A 19425-nucleotide genomic window follows, 5' to 3' on the forward strand; every position below is an offset into this window, starting at 1 on the left:
GGCATATTCTTATTATAATTCCCTAATCCTGGGTAGGAGGCTTAAACCTGACAATTATCATTCTTTTCCGGAGTATTGAATCGGATATTTAGGTAATAAAACTAAAACAATTCATCATGACCATTTCTATAGACATACCCATCTCAACTATAATGACCAAGAATATTATTTCGGTTGATATAAAGGACGGACTAGACAGAGCAGAACATTTGTTCAAGAAAAACAACATCAGACATATGCCCGTCACGGACAACAAAAAAATTGTGGGGATGCTCAGTATGAACGATCTGTTACGATTGAGCTTTGCAGACGGTGCTTTTCGGGAAGAAGACAATGTAAAGTCGGAGATATACGAAATGTTTTCCATTAACCAACTAATGGTTCGGACCCCTGAATCGATCAGTTCTAAAGAAACAGTGCGGGATGCCACGGAATTACTGGTAAAGCGCAAATATCACTCCTTACCCGTAGTTGATGATGGAGAGGTAGTTGGAATAGTGACTACAACGGACCTCTTAAAATATTATCTTTCCATGTTCTAGGAAAAGGTAGTAGCTGCCAGTTCTGCGATAATCTTTTTAGGATCTTCGGACTTAAATACCGAACTACCTGCTACAAGGACATCGGCCCCGGCCTCAATGAGTCTGGGGGCATTTTCAAGATTTACCCCGCCATCCACTTCAATAAGAGCAGACGCCTCCTGCTGTTCGATCATCTTCCGAAGTTTTCTGATCTTATCATAAGTCCTGGGAATAAAAGACTGACCTCCAAAACCAGGATTGACACTCATTACAAGTACCAGGTCAAGATCATTCAACACATTTTCCAATAATGAGACATCGGTATGCGGATTTAGGGCAACCCCGCTTTTCATTCCTGCTGCCTTTATGGCCTGGATTGTCCTGTGTAGATGGGTGCAAGCCTCGTAGTGTACCGTTAGCATATACACCCCAAGATCTGCAAAAGTCTGGATGTATCTGTCAGGGTCGACGATCATAAGATGGGTGTCCAAAGGCTTTGTTGCGTGTTCAGCGATGGTTTTAACTACAGGCATTCCATAAGATATATTGGGGACAAAAAGTCCGTCCATGATATCAAGGTGATGCCACGCGGCTTCGCTCTCATTGACCAATTCCACATCCCTCTGCAGATTTCCGAAGTCTGCGGCCAGGAGGGAAGGGGCAATTTTAACGTGATTCATTGATCAGCAGATTTTTATAAGTGTAAAAGTAAACAAACCCTTGTTATTCAGAGATAAGAGGGTCTTATTTTCTGATGGTGATATTACTGAGATCGCTTTCAGCAGCAATGTAACCAAAGGAAGTCCAGCTATCTCGTTCTATTATATCCATCCATATTTCTATGGCTTCTTCTTCCATCCCCTCATAAAAATACCAATTTGCCAGGCCGTAGGACACGGCATCTGAGGCAGCAGACATTTCTTTGGCTTTTGTGAGGGAATCTACAGGGATCAGGCCCTTGTAAAACCTACAGAGATCATAATAATTTGTATTTTCAATCACCTCCAATCCATTTTCGATTGGGATTAAAAGACTATCTGCCACAGTTTTGTTTCCGAGACGGCGCTGTATCATATACAACCAGTGGGTGCTCGATACGAGATTATCGGGGTTGGATCCGCTTTCACGGCAATTGAGATATGCCCTATAGGCATTGTTATAATCGTGTTTGAGGTAATAGGCAAGCCCCAGGTGGTACCAAATGTTACCGTGAAGGGTGCTAACGGGGATATTCATTGCATTGGGCATCCCGTCGGGTTCTATTTCATTTTCGGTGCCAAGGATAAGAGCTGCTCCCTTTTCCAGGTCGGCGATGGCTTTATCAAATTCTCTTATTGAGATATATCTGTGACCTCGATGCCTGTAGAGTCGGGCATCTTCAGGAAACCTTTTGATACCATTTGAGTATATGGCTATGGCATCTTCGTAGTTTCCCAGATAGGCCATTCTCCTGCCGTACCATATGAGAAGGTCTACATCGGTGGTATCTTTTAAATAGGCAATTCTCGCTTGCTGGAAATCTTCCAGTGCCTTACCACTGGCTATATTTCGCTGATAAACTTTTCCCGAAGGAGTAGTGAAGGGGGTAGGTGTTGCCGGGATATAGGCTTTTTCCTGCTTACAGGATGTATTCAGGAGGATAGATAAAATACCACTCACTAGCAGAAGTCGCTTTATAAGGGTTGGGATCGCAATTATTTTCTCCTTTTTGATGGCATTTACAGACATTTAAATCGGCTTTAGGTTGGTGATTGGTTGAAATGAAAAACTCCGGTAATCAGCCGGAGTTTATTCATCAATCAAAAAACGAACAGTCATGATACACTGTTGTTATCTTTTGCAAAATACACTAAAATCTCCAGTATTCCAATTTAAGGACTGGACATCCGTGTTCTTGCCCCCGGGAAATATTATCCCAGGTAGGTCTTCAGTATCTTACTTCTGGAGGTGTGTTTCAACCTTCGAATTGCCTTTTCTTTGATCTGTCTGACACGTTCCCTGGTGAGGTCAAAGGTCTCACCAATCTCCTCGAGGGTCATAGAATGTTGCCCTGCCAGGCCAAAGTATAGTCTGATCACATCAGCTTCTCTGGGCGTTAATGTTTCCAGGGCTCTTTCGATTTCCGTTCTCAGGGATTCATGCAATAAATCCTTATCAGGATTTGGCGACTCTCCGCTGCGCAATACATCGTAGAGGTTAGAATCTTCCCCGTCTATCAGAGGTGCATCCATGGAGACGTGCCTTCCTGAATTCTTCAGGGATTGCTTTACATCCTCCACAGTCATATCGAGTTCCTTTGCAATTTCTTCAGCAGATGGCACTCTTTCGTGTGCCTGCTCTAGAAATGCGAAGGTTTTATTAATCTTATTTATAGAGCCGATCTTATTCAAAGGAAGGCGTACAATCCGCGATTGTTCAGCCAAAGCCTGAAGGATCGACTGGCGAATCCACCAAACGGCGTAGGAAATAAACTTAAAACCACGGGTTTCGTCAAAACGTTGTGCTGCTTTGATCAGGCCCAGGTTCCCCTCGTTGATCAAATCAGGGAGGGTAAGACCCTGGTTCTGGTATTGTTTTGCCACAGAAACGACAAACCTGAGGTTGGCCTTGGTCAGTTTTTCAAGGGCGGTTTGATCTCCTGCCTTGATACGTTGTGCCAACTCCACTTCTTCATCAGCCGTGATCAAATCTACCTTACCAATTTCCTGTAAGTATTTGTCAAGTGAGGCCGTTTCCCGGTTGGTCACCTGTTTTGTAATCTTTAACTGTCTCATCTAATAGGTTCCTTTCAATTTAGGGTTTATTGCATGTGCTGCATATACTTATACGTATAAAAAGAGAGAATGTTACAAATAGGTAAGGAAATTTTCAATAAAATGTTAAAAAAATCAAAAAACCCCGACAAAATGCCGGGGTTTGAGCTTCTTAGGTCGAAAGATTAGTCTCTTCGCTGTCTTGAGGGTCTTCTTTGTCCTCTGTCATTTCGGTCACCGCGATCTCTCCTGTCATTTCTTGGAGGTCTTTCTACGTAACCTTCAGGTTTTGGAAGTAAAGCTTTCCTGGAAACCTTATCTTTTTTGGTACGCGGATCTATACCGATGTATTTAATGTCGAACACATCGCCCATATTTACCACATCGGAAACATTTTCTGTCCGTTCCCATGCCAGTTCTGAGACGTGCAACAGGACTTCGTTCCCCGGAGCTTCAGCATATTCTACCACAGCTCCGAAATCGAGCATTTTGATTACTTTAACCTCGTAAACGCTTCCCACTTTCGGTTTAAACGTTATAGAATCAATTTTTGCTAAAACAGCGTCTATTCCGGCCTGGTCAGTTCCCAGGATCTCAACTAAGCCTTCTTCGGTAACAGGGTCTTCATTAATTACAATGGTGGTACCTGTACTTTTCTGTAATTCCTGGATCACTTTTCCTCCGGGCCCGATCAAAGCACCGATATATTCTCCAGGAATCGTAGCGGTAACCATTTTTGGGGCATGAGGTTTTACATCACTGTTAGGTGCTGCAATGGTCTCAGTTAATTTAGAGAGGATATGTAACCTTCCATCTCTGGCTTGTTTCAATGCTTTTACGAGAATCTCGTAAGAAAGACCTTTTACCTTTATGTCCATCTGACATGCGGTAATACCATCCTCAGTTCCGGTTACTTTAAAGTCCATGTCTCCCAGGTGATCTTCGTCTCCCAGAATATCAGACAGCACTGCGTATTTTCCAGACTCCGTATCAGTGATCAGTCCCATGGCGATTCCCGATACTGGTTTTTTCAACTGTACCCCGGCATCCATAAGTGCCATCGTCCCGGAACAAACAGTAGCCATAGAAGACGAACCGTTACTTTCCAACACCTCTGAAACTACACGTACAGTATAAGGACAATCAAGCGGGATCATCCTCTTTAGTGCACGTTGTGCAAGGTTACCATGTCCTACTTCCCTTCTTGAGGTACCTCTGATTGGCCTCGCTTCTCCTGTAGAGAAAGGCGGGAAGTTGTAATGGAGGTAGAATGTTTCTTCGCCTTCATAGGAGGGCATATCAATTTGATTCGCCTCCCTTGAAGTTCCCAGGGTTACAGTAGCAAGAGCCTGAGTTTCTCCTCTCGTGAAAATGGCAGAACCATGAGTTGAAGGCAGGTAATCTACTTCACACCAAATAGGCCTGATTTCATCTGTCTTACGTCCGTCTAATCGAAGTCCCTCGTTAAGGGTAAGATCCCTGACGGCTGCTTTTTCTGCTTTGTAATAGTATTTTTTGATCAGATCACCTTTTTCTTCCTGTTCTTCTTCGGAAAAGGATGATTTTATCTCTTCTTTAATCTCAGAGAATGCGGTACTTCGTTCGTGTTTAGAAGAACCTGCTTTGGCGATGGCATATACTTTGTCATAAGCCATGTCATGGATTTTCTTAGCCAGAGCTTCATCTTCATCTTCCTGATCGTATTCTCTTACTTCTTTCCTGCCAAAAGCGTCGGCAAGTCGCTTCTGAGCAGCAACTTGTTCCTTTATCGCTTCATGGGCAAATTTAATGGCCTCTACCATTTCCTCTTCGGAAATTTCTCCCATTTCTCCTTCTACCATCATCACAGAATCTTCTGAAGCCCCGATGACCATTTCTAAATCGGATTCCTCGAGCTGTGCACGGGTTGGGTTGATAATGAATTTACCGTCAACCCTTCCTACGCGTACTTCTGAGATGGCGCATTCAAAAGGGAAGTCGGATAACTGTATTGCAGCAGAAGCGGCCAATCCGGCCATAGCGTCGGGCATAACGTCATCATCATGAGACATCAGCTGGATCATTACCTGCGTTTCCGCATGGTAGTCTTTGGGAAATAAGGGTCTTAATACCCGGTCTACAAGTCGCATGGTAAGAACTTCTCCATCGCTGGGTCGGGCTTCTCTTTTAAAGAAACCTCCCGGATATCGGCCAGAGGCAGCGAATTTCTCGCGATAGTCAACCGTAAGAGGCAGAAAGTCTACATCAGACGCTTTGTAATTGGATACAACGGTGCACAATAACATGCATTTACCCGATTGAACAACAACAGAACCGTGTGCCTGTTTTGCAAGTTTTCCGGTTTCGATAGAAATAGTTCTGCCGTCACCGAGGTCAATGACCTCTTTAAATGTCTTTGGAATCATAGTTTTTAGTTAATCCTGTTTCTTCAGGAATGTTAAACAATGGTCTCTGCCGCCCTCATGGCCGGCCGAAGTTGTGTTGTTGTGTTGTGGACCAATGAAAAACCGAGTGTAAGCTTTTTAATGTAGCCCTTTTCAGGGCCCTGAAAATTAAAAAATGGGGAAGCTTAACTTCCCCATTTCCATTATTTTCTGATATTCAGATCTTTAATTAATTCGCGATATTTTTCAATATCTTTCTTTTTAAGGTAATCGAGCAGGCTTCTTCTTTTTCCCACTAATCTCACCAAAGATCTTTCTGTATTGAAATCTTTCTGGTTGTTTTTTAAATGACCGGTAAGGTGATTTATCCTATGGGTGAATAAGGCGATCTGAGCCTCTGTTGCACCCGTGTTGTTTTCGTCCCCTCCGTACTTTTTGAAGATGTCTTTCTTCACTTCTTTGGTTAAATACATGCCAATATTTTATTTAATGATTTTTATGTATCTGATTGATTTTCAATCGAGGCGCAAAGATAGTAATAATTTAATAATAAGAGCTGTGTACAAATATTTTTTGGTCATACGTTAAACCTTTCTTAAAGAAATTGGTCTTAGATGGGTAATCTTTAAAAACTACATTATGAAAAAGAGTCTCAAAACATTGAACTATGCAGGTGTTGTGCTACTGGCAACAACCTTATTGATTTCCTGTGACAAGGAGGAATCAACTCCATTTGTGGAACAAGAAACCTTTGAAGTGGCTGAACTGAAGGTCAGTGATGAAACAGAAATGATCTCGGAAGAAGTTATGAATATTGCAGAAGACGTGTATATGGCTGATGAAGTCCTTGCCACTTCCAAATTTTCATATAATTCTGATTTTCTTCCAGACTGTGTGACCATTACCACGGTAATTACTTCAACTACAAAAGAACGCACCATTGATTTCGGGGAAGGGTGTGAATTGCCCAATGGAAATGTGCTCAGTGGAATTATTTACCTCAGCTATGCCAAGGATATGGAAATGGCTACAAAGACCCTGAGTTTGTCACTAGAGAATTTTACCTTTAACAGTGTTGCCATTGAAGGCTCGGCCTCTATCCTTAGAATGAGAGCCAATGAGGAGGGAAATCCTCAGTCTGATGCGGATGCTAGTTTCTCTGCTACCTGGCCTAACGGCGATACCGCTAGTTTTACTGGTGAAAGAACCAGAGAATGGATAGAAGGATACGGTACTGGCTTCTGGGGAGATAATGTTTACCTTATTTCCGGAAAAGGTACTTTTACCGGACCTTTGGGGAATGTCTTTGTAAAAGAGACAGTAACTCCTCTGAGAAGAGAATTGGCATGCCGATTCATTGTAAGTGGGATATTGAATATTTCAAGAAATGATGCAACGGCTAGTCTCGACTTTGGAGATGGAAGCTGTGATGCCAAGGGTCTACTTACTTATCCCGACGGAACAACAGAGGAGATATTCCTGAGAAGATTCTTAAACTAAGATCTGTTAAAGTAAAAGCCCTGATGATTCAGGGCTTTTTTTATTTCCTTACCGGATTGTTTTGTATCAGGTCAAGATAGAGATTGATCTTATTTTTTAATTCGCTGCGGTGGACAATAAAATCCAGGAAGCCGTGTTCCTTGACAAATTCAGCTGTCTGGAAATCCTTGGGAAGGTCTTTACCCGTTGCTTCTTTCACGACCCGCGGACCGGCAAACCCTATCAATGCGCCCGGCTCTGAAATATTGATGTCCCCTAACATGGCATAGGAAGCAGTAGTTCCTCCGGTTGTAGGATCCGTACAAAGAGAAACATAAGGTAGCTTTGCTTCCGCAAGTTGTGCGAGTTTTGCCGAAGTTTTGGCCAGTTGCATTAATGAGAGGGCAGCTTCCATCATTCGAGCTCCCCCTGATTTGGAAATCATCACAAACGGTACCTTTTTCTTTATTGCCATATCGATGGCCCTTGCAATCTTTTCTCCAACAACGCTTCCCATGGAACCTCCGATAAAACTGAAATCCATACAAGCCACAACCAGGTCGTTCCCTTTAGATTTTCCCATGGCTGTTCGCACAGCATCTTTTAATCCGGTTTTTTTCTGTGCAGCTTTGAGGCGATCTGCGTATTTCTTTGTGTCTTCAAATTTCAGGGGATCCTTGGAACTCAATTTGGGGTCGAGTTCAGTGAACTTATTGTCATCGAACAAAATCTCGAAGTATTCTTGACTTCCTATCCTTACATGGTAGTCGTCTTCCGGACTCACATAAAAATTCTTTGCGAGCTCTTCGTACTCAACTATCTTTCCCGTAGGTGATTTATACCAAAGTCCTTTAGGAGTGTCTTTCTTCTGCTCTGTAGCAGTCTGTATCCCTTTCTCTTTTCGTTTAAACCAAGCCGTCATAGTCTCTTCTTTTTTAATATCAGAACTACCTTTAAAGTTATAGGGTATTCACATTGTTGAGATCTTCGAAAGCCTTTTTCAGGCGCTCCACAAATGTTTTTTCACCTTCGCGAAGCCACACCCGAGGATCGTAATACTTTTTGTTGGGTTGATCATCTCCGTCCGGATTTCCGATCTGAGATTGTAAATACCCTTCTTTCCCCTTGAAGTAATCACGAATCCCTTCCATAAAGGCGTATTGAAGGTCGGTATCAATATTCATTTTAATTACACCATATCCGATAGCTTCTCTGATTTCCTCTACTGTAGAACCCGATCCACCATGGAAGACAAAGTCGATATGGTTGTGTTCCACATTGTATTTTTTTGTGACGTACTCCTGAGAATTCTTTAAGATTTTAGGAGTGAGTTTTACGTTGCCTGGTTTGTAAACGCCATGTACATTTCCAAAGGCAGCTGCAACCGTGAATCTATGGCTCACTTTAGACAATTCTTCGTAGGCGTATGCCACTTCCTCTGGTTGTGTATAGAGTTTGGAGTCATCAACGTCGGTGTTATCTACTCCATCTTCTTCTCCACCTGTTATCCCGAGTTCGATCTCCAGTGTCATATTCATCTTGCTCATTCGGGCAAGATATTCCTTGCAGATGGCAATATTCTCTTCGAGGGGCTCTTCTGAAAGGTCGATCATATGTGAACTAAAGAGAGATTTACCTGTAGCCTTAAAATGAACCTCGCTTGCATCCAGAAGACCATCAATCCAGGGAAGTAATTTTTTGGCGCAGTGATCGGTATGAAGGATTACGGTAGCACCATAAGCTTCTGCCAGTTCATGAATATGTCTGGCTCCAGCAATTGCACCCTTGATGGCTGCTTGCTGACCTTCATTCGAAAGTCCTTTCCCGGCGTTAAATTGAGAGCCTCCATTCGAAAACTGTATGATCACAGGAGAATTAAGGGCTGCAGCAGTTTCCAGAACAGCATTGACGGTGTTTGAACCGGTAACATTGACGGCGGGTAGCGCAAATCCTTTTTCTTTGGCATATGCAAAGATTTTCTGAACTTCATCGCCCGTGGCGACACCCGGTTTTATATTGTGGGACATAGTTTTTAGTTTGATTTTTGTGTTAGCCTACTCGGGCAAAAGTAATAAAATAATTAGGTCTAAAAGGGATAATTGATTCCTATTTGTATGACCGCATTGCTAAAATTATAATCCCTGAACCATCTTTTTGATTGTACTTCAGCGGGATTATATGTTTTAAATCCGGTGTCGACCCGGAATACAAAATAGGTAAAATCGTACCGAAGACCAAAACCTGTCCCCAGGGCAATATCGGCAAGGGATTCGAATCCGCTGAAAGTCTTGGCGGGATCATCAACATTGTCCCAAACATTCCAGATATTTCCAGCATCCGCAAACAAAGCACCCTTGATATTTCCCACGATTGGAAAACGGTATTCCAGGTTAAAGGCCAGTTTTAGATTTGCTTCATTAAAGTCGTTTATATCACTTGAACTTCCAGGACCCAGGGAATACGGAAACCATGCCCGGTTGTCATTTGAGCCACCTGCGAAGTAACTTCGTACAAAAGGAACACTTTCAGAATTTCCATATGGAATGGCTACCCCAAGGAAACTTCTGAATGCCAGAACGTTCGACCTGCTGAGATCCCAATGCTTGATAAAATCAAATTCAGTTTTTACATACTGGGAATAGGGAACGCCAAAAACCAGCAGATTGTCATTGTCATTTTGGTTGAAGGGAATCACATATGACAAGCCAGACAGGAGGTTTCCAGCACTTTCCAGGTTCAATCTGAACTGGTAGAAACTATTATCGTTGATTCCACCCTTATTATTCTTTGTAAAGGTGTAGTTGCTCGAAAATATCAGGTTGTTTTCTGTGAGTCGGTCTCTGCGTTCTTCAATCCGGCTCACATCGATGAAATCATCGGTATCGGTCGTTATAGTCCCGTCGAGGACTGCCTGGGTAAAACCGGTTGTTCCTTCAGGGATGATCAGGTTAGGATCATCCGGATCATCTGTAGAATCAAAGAAATCGGCCAGGACCGGATCGTCCTCATAATTGTCGGCGATGTCATCGAGTGACTCATATGTACTGGTATAAACATTAAAAAATCGATCCGGGTTAACATTCCTCACATAGAGGATATTTAACAATTCAAGTGAATTCCTTTTATAGGTATTCGGAACCCAGCCATACCTTAGAATAGAATTAAGAGTCTGCTTGTCCAAACCGATATTTTTCTGGAAGCTTGTACCTGCAGAAATACTGGTTTTGGGAAGCATAAAATTGGGAATAATACGCTTGGTGTTCAGCAAGGGAAACCAAATCCTGGGAAAGGTAAGGTTGATATCCGCTCCGACTTCCGAGAAAAAATCCTCTGGAAGGGAAGTGTCACTTAAAAGACCGAACGTTCCCCTCGCAGAGAGACTTAAAGTTTCTGCACCTCCAAATACATTTCTGGTAATAAGGGAACTGCTAAACCCGATTCCCAGGCGTTGAATGTTGGAGTGTGTAATATCCAGGTTAAGACCCAGGGAATATTTTGGTCTTGCTGTTAGAAAAATATTGGAAATGAGTTTGGTCTGTGTACTGTCTTCGAGAATCTGGATATTGGGATATTTAAAGGTGTTGAGATTGGTGATCTGCCGATAGGTTCTGAGCCTATCCAGATCTCTGTATAAACTGTCCTTCTCAAAAAAAATGGCATCGGTGAGAGCCTTGGGTTTGTACCTTAATTTTTCTTTAAAGTAAATTGTGTAATTCTCAAATTCGGTAGATTGCAGCGTTTCTGTCTCATCTCCAAATTCGTAATCGGCATAAATATTAATTTTTTCGAAAGAAAATACCTTATATTCTGAAGTGGTTATCGCCGTATCGCTTCGTTTTCGCAGGTTATCTATATTGAGTTCTACGTTCATCTGCTGATCGTCCCTTATCTCAGTAGTATCGCGAAGAATATCATAGGTGATGGAGCTCTCCTGGAAATTATATACACCCGAATTCCTGAACAATTCGGTAAGCCTTTGTCTTTCGTTGTTAAAATCGGTAAGATCGAATTGCTTCTTTTCCTTGATAAAGGAATTCTCCCTGGTGCGCTGGTATAAAGAATCGATTGCCGGAGAGGCTATATTTCGGGATAAAGAATCGATATAAAAGGGTTTTCCCAGTGTAACATTATAATCGATTGCTGCCCTTTGCTCCCTTTTTTCTTCCCTGATCTTAAAGGTTGTTGAATTGTTGAAATATCCCTTACTCCCATAATAAGAATTCAATCTCTGAAGCGTTTTTCTTGCTCTGGAAGTATCGATAACCACCGGTGCCTCTCCAATTTTCTTTAACCATTCGCTGTATCCTTTGACGAAAAATGATTCCCCCAATGCGTCGACCTGTTTTTGTGACAAGAGATTGGCCAGTCGTTCTTCCCTTCCGGGTTTTTTGTGCAGCCATGCCTGGAAGGTGGAATCTGGATCCTTTTTAGCCAGATTGTAGAGATTAAGGCGCAGTGGATACCCCAAAACGCGGGTATTGGGTTTCTGAACGATAAGACTTTTAATATCTTCGTCCAGAACCTTTTCGCCATCGACGAGAATCGTATTTTTTGTGAGTAAAAGTTCGTCTTCCCCAACCCTTTTTAATGTATTACAGGAGGAAAGCAGCGCGATAAGCAGGAAGATACCTATTTTAGCAGCGATGCCTTTAAGAGGAAAGGGGGTATTCATAAGTACCAAAAATACATTATTTGGATGGTTGGTAAAAGTCAATTAAAGTTTATAAAAAGCTTACAACTAAAAAAGTACCGAAAGGCAAATGGCCTGTTCGTGGCTGAAGGAGTTAAACTGGTTAATGAGTTATTAAAAACTGATCTGGAGGCCGAAGGGGTCTTCACTACTCAGCCGGAACTGCTGCCTTCCGAATTCTCTTCATTTGAAATTATCGGTGAATCGGATCTCAAAAGGATGAGCGGACTCAAAACCCCAAACAAGGTGCTGGCAGTTTTTCGGATTCCTAAAGCTCCTGAAGCGGTCATGGAAGAATGGACAATCGCTCTGGACGGAGTGAAAGATCCGGGGAACCTGGGAACCATTATTCGACTTTGCGATTGGTTCGGAATTCGGCAACTGTTGTGTTCGGAAGATACTGTAGATTGCTATAACCCTAAAGTTCTGCAGGCAACTATGGGGTCCATCGCCCGTGTAAATATAATTTATACACCCCTGGAACCCCTGTTAATAAAATCAGGTTTACCGGTTTATGGGGCGGATATGGAAGGGGAAAATGTCTATGGACTCAACTGGCCGACAAGTGGGATTTTGGTTATGGGGAATGAGGCCCATGGAATTTCAGACGAAGTGTGCGCAGTACTGGAGAAAAAGGTAAGTATCCCTCAATTTGGGAAAAGTACAACAGAAAGTCTCAATGTGGCTACAGCAACTGCCGTATTTTTAAGTGAACTGCGAAGAAGGGATAGCTGAATTACTCAAAAGTAAAGTTTACAAAGACTCCGCGTGTGCGCAAGGCATCGATATTAGCCGTCCAGGGACTCGATGGGTCATTATCCGGAACCAGTTCATCAGTTATGGCAAACACACCCCGTATGGAAGGTGAGAATTTAAAATATTCGGTGTAAAAATCGATCCCAAACCCCAGTTCGTAATTAAAAACCTGACTTTTCATTCTAAAGGTTCCGCTGCTGTTGTCATCAAGGCTGTCCTCATTGCTGCCCAGGTTGAGGGAGGCCGAAAAACCTCCTACAAGAAAGGGTTTCCAGTTTCCAATTCTCTTAGTGCTTACTTTCAGTAAAAGGGGAAAGTTAATATAGGTCGATTTTACCTCTCTGATAGCATCATTTGCTTCTGAAAAACCAGGGAATCCAAGTGTTCTCGTGCCGTAATACAAACCTGGTTCAAATCGAAGATCAAGGTGTTCGTGCAATCTCAATTCACCGATAAGGCCCACATTAAATCCCATGGTCTTATCAACAAGAATGTCCTGGAGGTCGTTGGTGTATTCAAACTTAAAATCATATTGATTAAAGCCGAGGAAATACCCCCAGTTCAGCAAGGCCTTATCTTCATTTTCTAAATTGAGGATGGGTCTTTCATTGAACTGTGCAAATACTCCGTAACCCGATGTACAAAGGAACAGTGCCAGTAGAATGGTGAATCTTCTCATAAATTTACTTCGAGGCGATATAAATGGAGGCCACCCCAAATGTCTGGGGCTTATTCTCCATACCTATAAACCCGATTTTCCCTAAAATATTGTTGAATTCGCGGCCATGGGGAAATACCGAAGCAGAATCACTTAAATACTGATATGCCGATCTGTCTTTAGAGAAAATTTTACCGATAGAAGGCAGAACATATTTGGAGTAGAACTTGTACCCTTGTTTAAATGGTGTTTTCGTTGGCACCGAGGTTTCCAGGATCACCAGCGTACCCTTTGGTTTCAGAACCCTATAAATTTCCGCCAGGCCCTTCTCCAGATTTTCAAAATTGCGAACCCCGAAAGCCACTGTTACGGCATCAAAACTATCATCTTCAAATTGGAGGTTTTCACTGTCGCCAACTATCATTTCTACTTTTCCTTCTAATTTTTTCCGAACAACTTTTGTTTTTCCAACCTCCAGCATCCCCCTGGAAATGTCGAGACCAACAATCCTGGAAGCTCCTGTTTCCACCAGATTGATGGCCAGGTCTCCCGTACCGGTAGCTATATCCAGGATTTTGTCGGGGGATTTCGTTTTTAATATCCCGACTACTTTTTTTCGCCATTTCACGTCGATCCCGAAAGAGATAACCCTGTTCAGGCCGTCGTATTCACCAGAAATGGCGTCGAACATAGTGGTCACCTGCTCCTTCTTGCCCTGTGATGAATCTTTGTATGGTGTTACGTTCCGCGGCATTACAGCAATTTTCCTGCAAAGATAGCATATAGTTGAAGTTTACCAGCTAGCAATGAGAAGAAGTATGCCTTCTAATCAGAATCTCATCTCCCTATATATAGGTTTGCAATAAAAATGTGTAATTTTGCCTCGCAAACCATGCAACTCTTCCTTAGGTAAGTGCCGTGGCTTATAGATCAAAATAGAACTTCCTAGACGATCTGTATAATATGTTTAAAGACCTTATTTTTTTATGAAGATTATTATTGCTGGAGCTGGCGAAGTAGGGTTCCATTTGGCGAAACTACTTTCCTATGAATCACAGGATATCACCTTAATCGATACTCATAAGGAAAGCCTTATATATGCCGACAACCACTTGGATATTAGGGTATTAAGAGGAGATGCTACTTCGGTCTCTATTCTCCAGGAAGCCAGAGTTGAGGGCTCAGATCTCGTAATTGGGGTCACTTCTTCGGAAACGACCAATATTACACTCTGTATGTTAGCCAAACAAATGGGATGTAAAAAAACCATTGCCAGAATTTCGAATACTGAATTTCTGGATCACCGGGAAATGATCAAATTCCCTGAACTAGGGATAGATGAACTCATTTCTCCCGAGGAATTAGCTGCTTCAGAAATACAACTTCTTTTACATCAGTCGGCCTTCCACGACACCTATGAGTTTGAAGATGGTGCCTTGATTATGGCAGGGGTTTCTCTGCCTAAAAGCGCACCCTTTGTGGGAAAATCTGTGAAGGAAGCGGCTTCTATATTCCCTGAACTGCATTTTATGCCCATTGCCATGCAGCGCAGTGGAACACAATTCACCCTGATCCCCAGGGGGGATTCGGTCTTTAAAGCCGATGATCAGGTTTATTTCATTACGGACCGAAAGGGAGTTGATGAATTGTACAAACTTACCGGGAAGAAGAAGGAGGCCATGAAGAATGTCATGATCCTGGGAGGCAGTAAGGTTGGATTTAAAGCGGCCCGGGATCTTTGCGGGAAGAAATTCAATGTAAAACTAATCGAGAAGAACAAGGAAAAAGCATTCGATCTTGCCGATATTCTGCCCAACGCCCTGGTGATTAACGGAGATGGCAGGAATGTGGAATTGCTGGAAGAGGAAAGCCTGGAATCGATGGATGCCTTTATAGCGGTGACGGGTAATTCAGAGACCAATATTATGTCCTGCCTGGTGGCTAAATCTAAGAATATAAAAAAGACGATAGCCCTAGTTGAAAATATGGACTACTTTCAGTTGTCGCAATCAATAGGTATCGATACACTGATCAATAAAAAACTTCTGGCAGCCAACAATATCTTTCGGTATGTAAGAAAGGGAGAGGTAGTGGCACTTACACGACTAAACAACCTCAATGCCGAAATACTTGAATTTGAGGTAAAACCAGAATCGAGAATGAACGGGCAAGTCATTCGCGACCTCGATTTTCCAAGAAATGCCATTATTGGCGGGGTTATAAGAAACGGTCTGGGTATGATAGCCCTGGGGGATTTTGAAATTGCAGCCGGTGACCGGGTTGTGGTTTGTTGCCTGCCCCAGGCGATCCAGAAAATTGAACGCTTATTTCTATAAAATGGGGTTTAACACGAAAATCATCCTGCACCTCATGGGCCTCCTTTTACTTTGCAACGGAGGATTTATGCTCTTGGCGGCCCTCGTAAGTGGCATCTATCAGGACGGTGTAACCCTGGATATTACCCTGGCGGCGATTGTTACCATGATGCTTGGAGTAATGGCCATGTTTCTCACCAGAGGCCATGAAAAAGAAGTGAGCCGGAAAGAAGGGTATATCATTGTAACCTTTGGGTGGATCATTATGGCGGCCTCCGGCGTTTTACCCTACTTGTTTTCAGGTGCCATACCGGATATTACCAATGCCTTTTTTGAAACCATGTCGGGTTATACAACCACAGGAGCATCTATTATTGATGATATAGAAGCTTTACCGGAAGGGATTCTTTTCTGGAGGAGTCTTACTCACTGGATTGGGGGTATGGGAATTATTGTCCTTGCCATTGCCATATTGCCATTATTGGGAATAGGGGGGATGCAGCTCTTCGCCGCTGAGGCCCCGGGGCCAAACGCAGACAAACTACATCCAAGGATTACAGATACCGCTAAACGTCTCTGGTTGATTTATTTTGGCTATACAATGGCCGAAACCCTGTTATTGAAATTGGCAGGAATGTCGTTCTTCGATGCGATCAACCACTCCCTTGCTACATTATCCACCGGAGGGTTTTCCACCAAAAATGCGAGTCTGGCTTACTGGAATAACCAGCCTCTGATTCAATACATCGTTATCTTTTTTATGTTTCTGGCCGGAAGTAATTTTGTCCTGAGTTATTTTGCTTTTAAGGGGAAAATCCAGAAGGTACTCAGGGATGAGGAATTTAAATTCTACGCCATACTGATGGGGATCTTTGTCCTAGCGGTTGGTCTTGTAATTTATTTTAAGGCTGAAGTGCCAGTCTCGGATTATCATCCCATGGTTATGGGTAATGTAGAAAGCTCATTCAGGCATGGCCTCTTTCAGGTGGTAGCCGTAATAACAACTACGGGTTTTGTTACGGCCGATTTTACAGCCTGGACACCTTTTGTTACAGTTTTCTTCTTCGGACTAATGTTTATTGGAGGTTCTGCCGGATCTACTGCAGGAGGTATTAAAATCATGCGGCATATCCTGATCATCAAGAACGGTCTGCTCGAATTTAAAAGGACCTTGCATCCCAATGCGATTATCCCTGTGCGTTTTAATCAAAAGACGGTCACCGAGCATGTGGTCTATAACGTCATCGGGTTCTTTGTGCTTTATATGTTGTTGTTTATTATAGGCGCGCTGGTGTTGGGTTTTTTAGGACTCGATTTTGAATCTTCCATTGGAGGGGCTGCTTCTTCCCTGGGGAATGTTGGCCCCGCTTTTGGCACCCTTAGTCCGTTGAACAATTTTAACAGCTTACCCCAACTTGGAAAATGGTGGTGTGGATTTCTGATGCTGGCAGGAAGATTGGAGCTTTTTACTGTCCTTATCCTGATGACCCCATATTTCTGGAAGAAAACCTGATAGGCTTAAAGAACCTTTTTTATCCTGTCTACGGCTTCGCGTATCTCGGCTTCAGAGGCAGCATAGGATATCCGGATGCAATCAGGGTTGCCAAAGGCTTCACCGGTAACTGTTGCTACATTGGCGTGCTCCAGCAGGTACATGGCAAAATCTGAAGCATTATTGATTTTGACACCCTTCAACTCCTTTCCAAAATAACTTGAAATATTCGGGAAGACATAAAAGGCTCCTTCAGGTACGTTCAGTTTAAATCCGTCAATCGTACCCAGAAGGCCCAGAATAAGGTCGCGCCTCTCCCGGAATTTGTCAATCATGAACTGTATCCTGCTTACGGGAGCTTCCAATGCGGCGATAGTAGCGCGCTGACCTATTGCGTTGGCACCACTTGTAATTTGCCCCTGAAATTTTGTACATGCTTTAGCTATCCAATCCGCGGCTCCGATATAGCCAATCCTCCATCCTGTCATGGCAAAGGCCTTGGAAACTCCGTTTACGGTGATAGTCCTGTCATACATTCCTTCAATGGCGGCAATACTGGAGTGTTTTCCCCTGAAATTGATGTGTTCGTAGATCTCATCCGATACAACGAAAATTCCCGGGTGCTTTTTCAAAACTTTCGCAAGCCCTTTCAGTTCTTCTTCGCTGTAAACAGAACCACTGGGATTACAGGGAGAGCTAAACCAAAGCATCTTTGTCTTTGGCGTAATCGCAGCTTCTAGCTGTTCAGGTGTCATTTTGAAATCGGTTTCTATAGAAGTCGGTACCTCAACCGGAGTCCCTTCTGCAAGTTGGACTATATCGCTATAGCTTACCCAGTAAGGAGCTGGGAGGATCACTTCATCCCCTTTGTTGAGCATAACCATGGCTACATTGGCCAGGGATTGTTTTGCTCCTGTAGAGACAACAATCTGATTAGGAGAGTAGGTGAGGGCATTATCTCGTTTAAACTTTTCTGAAATGGCCTTTTTAAGATCCGCATATCCGTCTACCGGAGAATAGCTGCTGTAATTTTCGTCTATAGCCTTTTTGGCAGCATCTTTTATAAAATCAGGAATATTAAAGTCGGGTTCCCCCAGGCTAAGACCAATGATATCCTTGCCTTCGTTTCTGAGTTCCCGGGCCTTGGCGGCCATAGCAAGGGTGGCCGAAGTAGATAATTTGTTGATTCTATCGGATAGTGGGTTGCTCATTGCGGATAAAATTTATTGAAACTGCAACTGTGGATTTTTCCCCAGTTCTTTTAAATGTCTGAAGTGCGAAATTATGGCTTTTCTGGTAGTTTTATACTCATTATAAGGCAAATTAAACTCCTTAGCCGTTTCTTTCACAATTTTGGAGATTTTTGTGTAATGGATATGACTGATGTTAGGGAAGATATGATGTTCAACCTGATGGTTGAGTCCGCCGGTAAACCAATTGACAATCTTATTTTTGGTTCCAAAGTTTACTGTAGTAAACAACTGGTGAATAGCCCAGGTGTTTTTCATTGATCCGTCTTTCTCAGGTAAGGGGGTCTCTGCTTCATCCACCACATGTGCCAGTTGGAATACAACACTGAGAATAACACCTGCGACGTAATGCATAATAAAAAACCCGAGAAGGATTTTCCACCAGGCAATATTCAGAAATATCATTGGGAGGACGATCCAGATGGTGACATATATTGCTTTTGTAGCAAGTAATACACTCCAGTTCAGGAAGGGGTTTGGAAACTTGCCATATGACAACTTCCTTTTAGTGTATCTGTACATCTGCATAAAATCGGTTGTAATGGCCCAGTTAAAGGTAAGTAAGCCGTATAGTAATACAGAATAGAAATGTTGAAATCTGTGAAATCGGTGCCATTTCGCATGTTTGGAAAAGCGTAATACCCGACCTGCTTCGAGGTCTTCATCGTGATTGTGGATATTCGTATAGGTATGATGCAGTACATTGTGTTGTACCTGCCAGTTATATACATTTCCGGCAAGGATGTATATACTGCTGCCCATGAGTTTATTTACCCATTTTTTGGTTGAGTAGGAACCGTGATTGCCATCGTGCATCACATTCATCCCTACGCCGGCCATACCAACTCCCATAGTAATCGTAAGTAATAGGTTAGCCCAGTTGGGCAGGTTTAATGTCAGGATTAGAAAATAAGGTGCGAGAAAAAGGGAAAACATAACAGCGGTTTTAAGGTGCAGCCGCCAGTTCCCGGTCTTTTTTAAATTGTTCTCTGCGAAATAATCATTGACCCGTTTATTAAGGGTCCTGAAGAATTTGGCTGAGTCCTTTCTTGAAAATTTAATTGTTTGATTCTCCATAATAGTACTAAAAGCCGTAAAGATAACGTAATATGTTGCTATTTAATGCC

17 protein-coding genes are annotated in these 19425 nt (G+C 42.8%); 5 read left to right on the forward strand and 12 right to left on the reverse strand.

The features are described from left to right. Positions 1 to 116 precede the first annotated feature (116 nt). Positions 117 to 542, forward strand: coding sequence for a CBS domain-containing protein (locus ACA086_RS10410; RefSeq protein WP_369747102.1), 426 nt, complete (start codon positions 117 to 119; stop codon positions 540 to 542). Here ACA086_RS10410 and rpe read toward each other — a convergent pair. From rpe to rpsO, 5 genes are all read right to left on the reverse strand, one after another. Beyond that, a complete protein-coding gene (gene rpe / locus ACA086_RS10415; RefSeq protein ID WP_371003242.1) occupies positions 539 to 1201 on the reverse strand; it encodes a ribulose-phosphate 3-epimerase in 663 nt (220 codons plus the stop codon). The two genes, ACA086_RS10410 and rpe, sit on opposite strands and share 4 nt — an antisense overlap. A 64-nt stretch (positions 1202 to 1265) precedes the next feature. Further along, positions 1266 to 2249 (reverse strand): hypothetical protein, encoded by a 984-nt coding sequence (locus ACA086_RS10420; RefSeq protein WP_371003243.1) that lies wholly within the window; start codon positions 2247 to 2249, stop codon positions 1266 to 1268. Between the two features lie 182 nt (positions 2250 to 2431). Then, the gene (locus tag ACA086_RS10425; protein WP_266011705.1) at positions 2432 to 3295 is read right to left on the reverse strand and encodes an RNA polymerase sigma factor RpoD/SigA; all 864 of its coding nucleotides are present in this window, start codon (positions 3293 to 3295) and stop codon (positions 2432 to 2434) included. A 164-nt stretch (positions 3296 to 3459) separates the two neighbouring features. After that, entirely contained in the window at positions 3460 to 5679 is a 2220-nt protein-coding gene (locus tag ACA086_RS10430; RefSeq protein WP_371003244.1) for a polyribonucleotide nucleotidyltransferase, read from the reverse strand. Positions 5680 to 5861: 182 nt separating this feature from the next. Continuing rightward, positions 5862 to 6131, reverse strand: a complete 270-nt coding sequence (gene rpsO / locus ACA086_RS10435; protein WP_371003246.1) for a 30S ribosomal protein S15 — start codon at positions 6129 to 6131, stop codon at positions 5862 to 5864. Between the two features lie 166 nt (positions 6132 to 6297). Between rpsO and ACA086_RS10440 the strand changes: the two genes are divergently transcribed. Continuing rightward, entirely contained in the window at positions 6298 to 7158 is an 861-nt protein-coding gene (locus ACA086_RS10440; RefSeq protein WP_371003248.1) for a hypothetical protein, read from the forward strand. Between the two features lie 40 nt (positions 7159 to 7198). Here the strand turns inward: ACA086_RS10440 and accD are convergent, their stop codons facing one another. From accD to ACA086_RS10455, 3 genes are read right to left on the reverse strand one after another with little or no spacing between them, the layout of a single operon-like run. Further along, entirely contained in the window at positions 7199 to 8059 is an 861-nt protein-coding gene (accD, locus tag ACA086_RS10445; protein WP_371003249.1) for an acetyl-CoA carboxylase, carboxyltransferase subunit beta, read from the reverse strand. A 37-nt stretch (positions 8060 to 8096) separates the two neighbouring features. Further along, positions 8097 to 9164: a class II fructose-bisphosphate aldolase gene (fbaA, locus tag ACA086_RS10450; protein WP_371003250.1), complete on the reverse strand. Its 1068-nt coding sequence runs from the start codon at positions 9162 to 9164 to the stop codon at positions 8097 to 8099. A 59-nt stretch (positions 9165 to 9223) separates the two neighbouring features. Continuing rightward, complete coding sequence (locus ACA086_RS10455) at positions 9224 to 11809, reverse strand: BamA/TamA family outer membrane protein (RefSeq protein WP_371003251.1); 2586 nt, start codon at positions 11807 to 11809, stop codon at positions 9224 to 9226. A 24-nt stretch (positions 11810 to 11833) separates the two neighbouring features. Between ACA086_RS10455 and ACA086_RS10460 the strand changes: the two genes are divergently transcribed. Then, entirely contained in the window at positions 11834 to 12562 is a 729-nt protein-coding gene (locus tag ACA086_RS10460) for a TrmH family RNA methyltransferase (protein ID WP_371003252.1), read from the forward strand. 1 nt (position 12563) lies between these two features. On the opposite strand, the gene ACA086_RS10465 is transcribed toward ACA086_RS10460, so the two are convergent. Both ACA086_RS10465 and ubiE read right to left on the reverse strand, forming a co-directional pair. Further along, positions 12564 to 13262, reverse strand: coding sequence for a porin family protein (locus tag ACA086_RS10465; RefSeq protein ID WP_371003254.1), 699 nt, complete (start codon positions 13260 to 13262; stop codon positions 12564 to 12566). A 4-nt stretch (positions 13263 to 13266) separates the two neighbouring features. Further along, a complete protein-coding gene (gene ubiE / locus ACA086_RS10470; protein WP_371003255.1) occupies positions 13267 to 13995 on the reverse strand; it encodes a bifunctional demethylmenaquinone methyltransferase/2-methoxy-6-polyprenyl-1,4-benzoquinol methylase UbiE in 729 nt (242 codons plus the stop codon). 232 nt (positions 13996 to 14227) lie between these two features. Here ubiE and trkA point away from each other — a divergent pair, with 232 nt between their 5' ends. Together trkA and ACA086_RS10480 are read left to right on the forward strand one after the other, a co-directional pair. Continuing rightward, positions 14228 to 15577, forward strand: coding sequence for a Trk system potassium transporter TrkA (trkA, locus tag ACA086_RS10475; protein WP_371003256.1), 1350 nt, complete (start codon positions 14228 to 14230; stop codon positions 15575 to 15577). A gap of 1 nt (position 15578) precedes the next feature. Next, entirely contained in the window at positions 15579 to 17069 is a 1491-nt protein-coding gene (locus ACA086_RS10480; RefSeq protein ID WP_371003257.1) for a TrkH family potassium uptake protein, read from the forward strand. A gap of 5 nt (positions 17070 to 17074) precedes the next feature. Here the strand turns inward: ACA086_RS10480 and ACA086_RS10485 are convergent, their stop codons facing one another. Both ACA086_RS10485 and ACA086_RS10490 read right to left on the reverse strand, forming a co-directional pair. After that, positions 17075 to 18259, reverse strand: a complete 1185-nt coding sequence (locus tag ACA086_RS10485; protein ID WP_371003258.1) for a pyridoxal phosphate-dependent aminotransferase — start codon at positions 18257 to 18259, stop codon at positions 17075 to 17077. A gap of 12 nt (positions 18260 to 18271) precedes the next feature. Beyond that, a complete protein-coding gene (locus tag ACA086_RS10490; protein ID WP_371003259.1) occupies positions 18272 to 19375 on the reverse strand; it encodes a fatty acid desaturase in 1104 nt (367 codons plus the stop codon). Positions 19376 to 19425: the final 50 nt, after the last annotated feature.

It is taken from the genome of Muriicola sp. E247 (assembly GCF_041358175.1).
In the GTDB taxonomy this organism is placed as follows: domain Bacteria; phylum Bacteroidota; class Bacteroidia; order Flavobacteriales; family Flavobacteriaceae; genus Muriicola.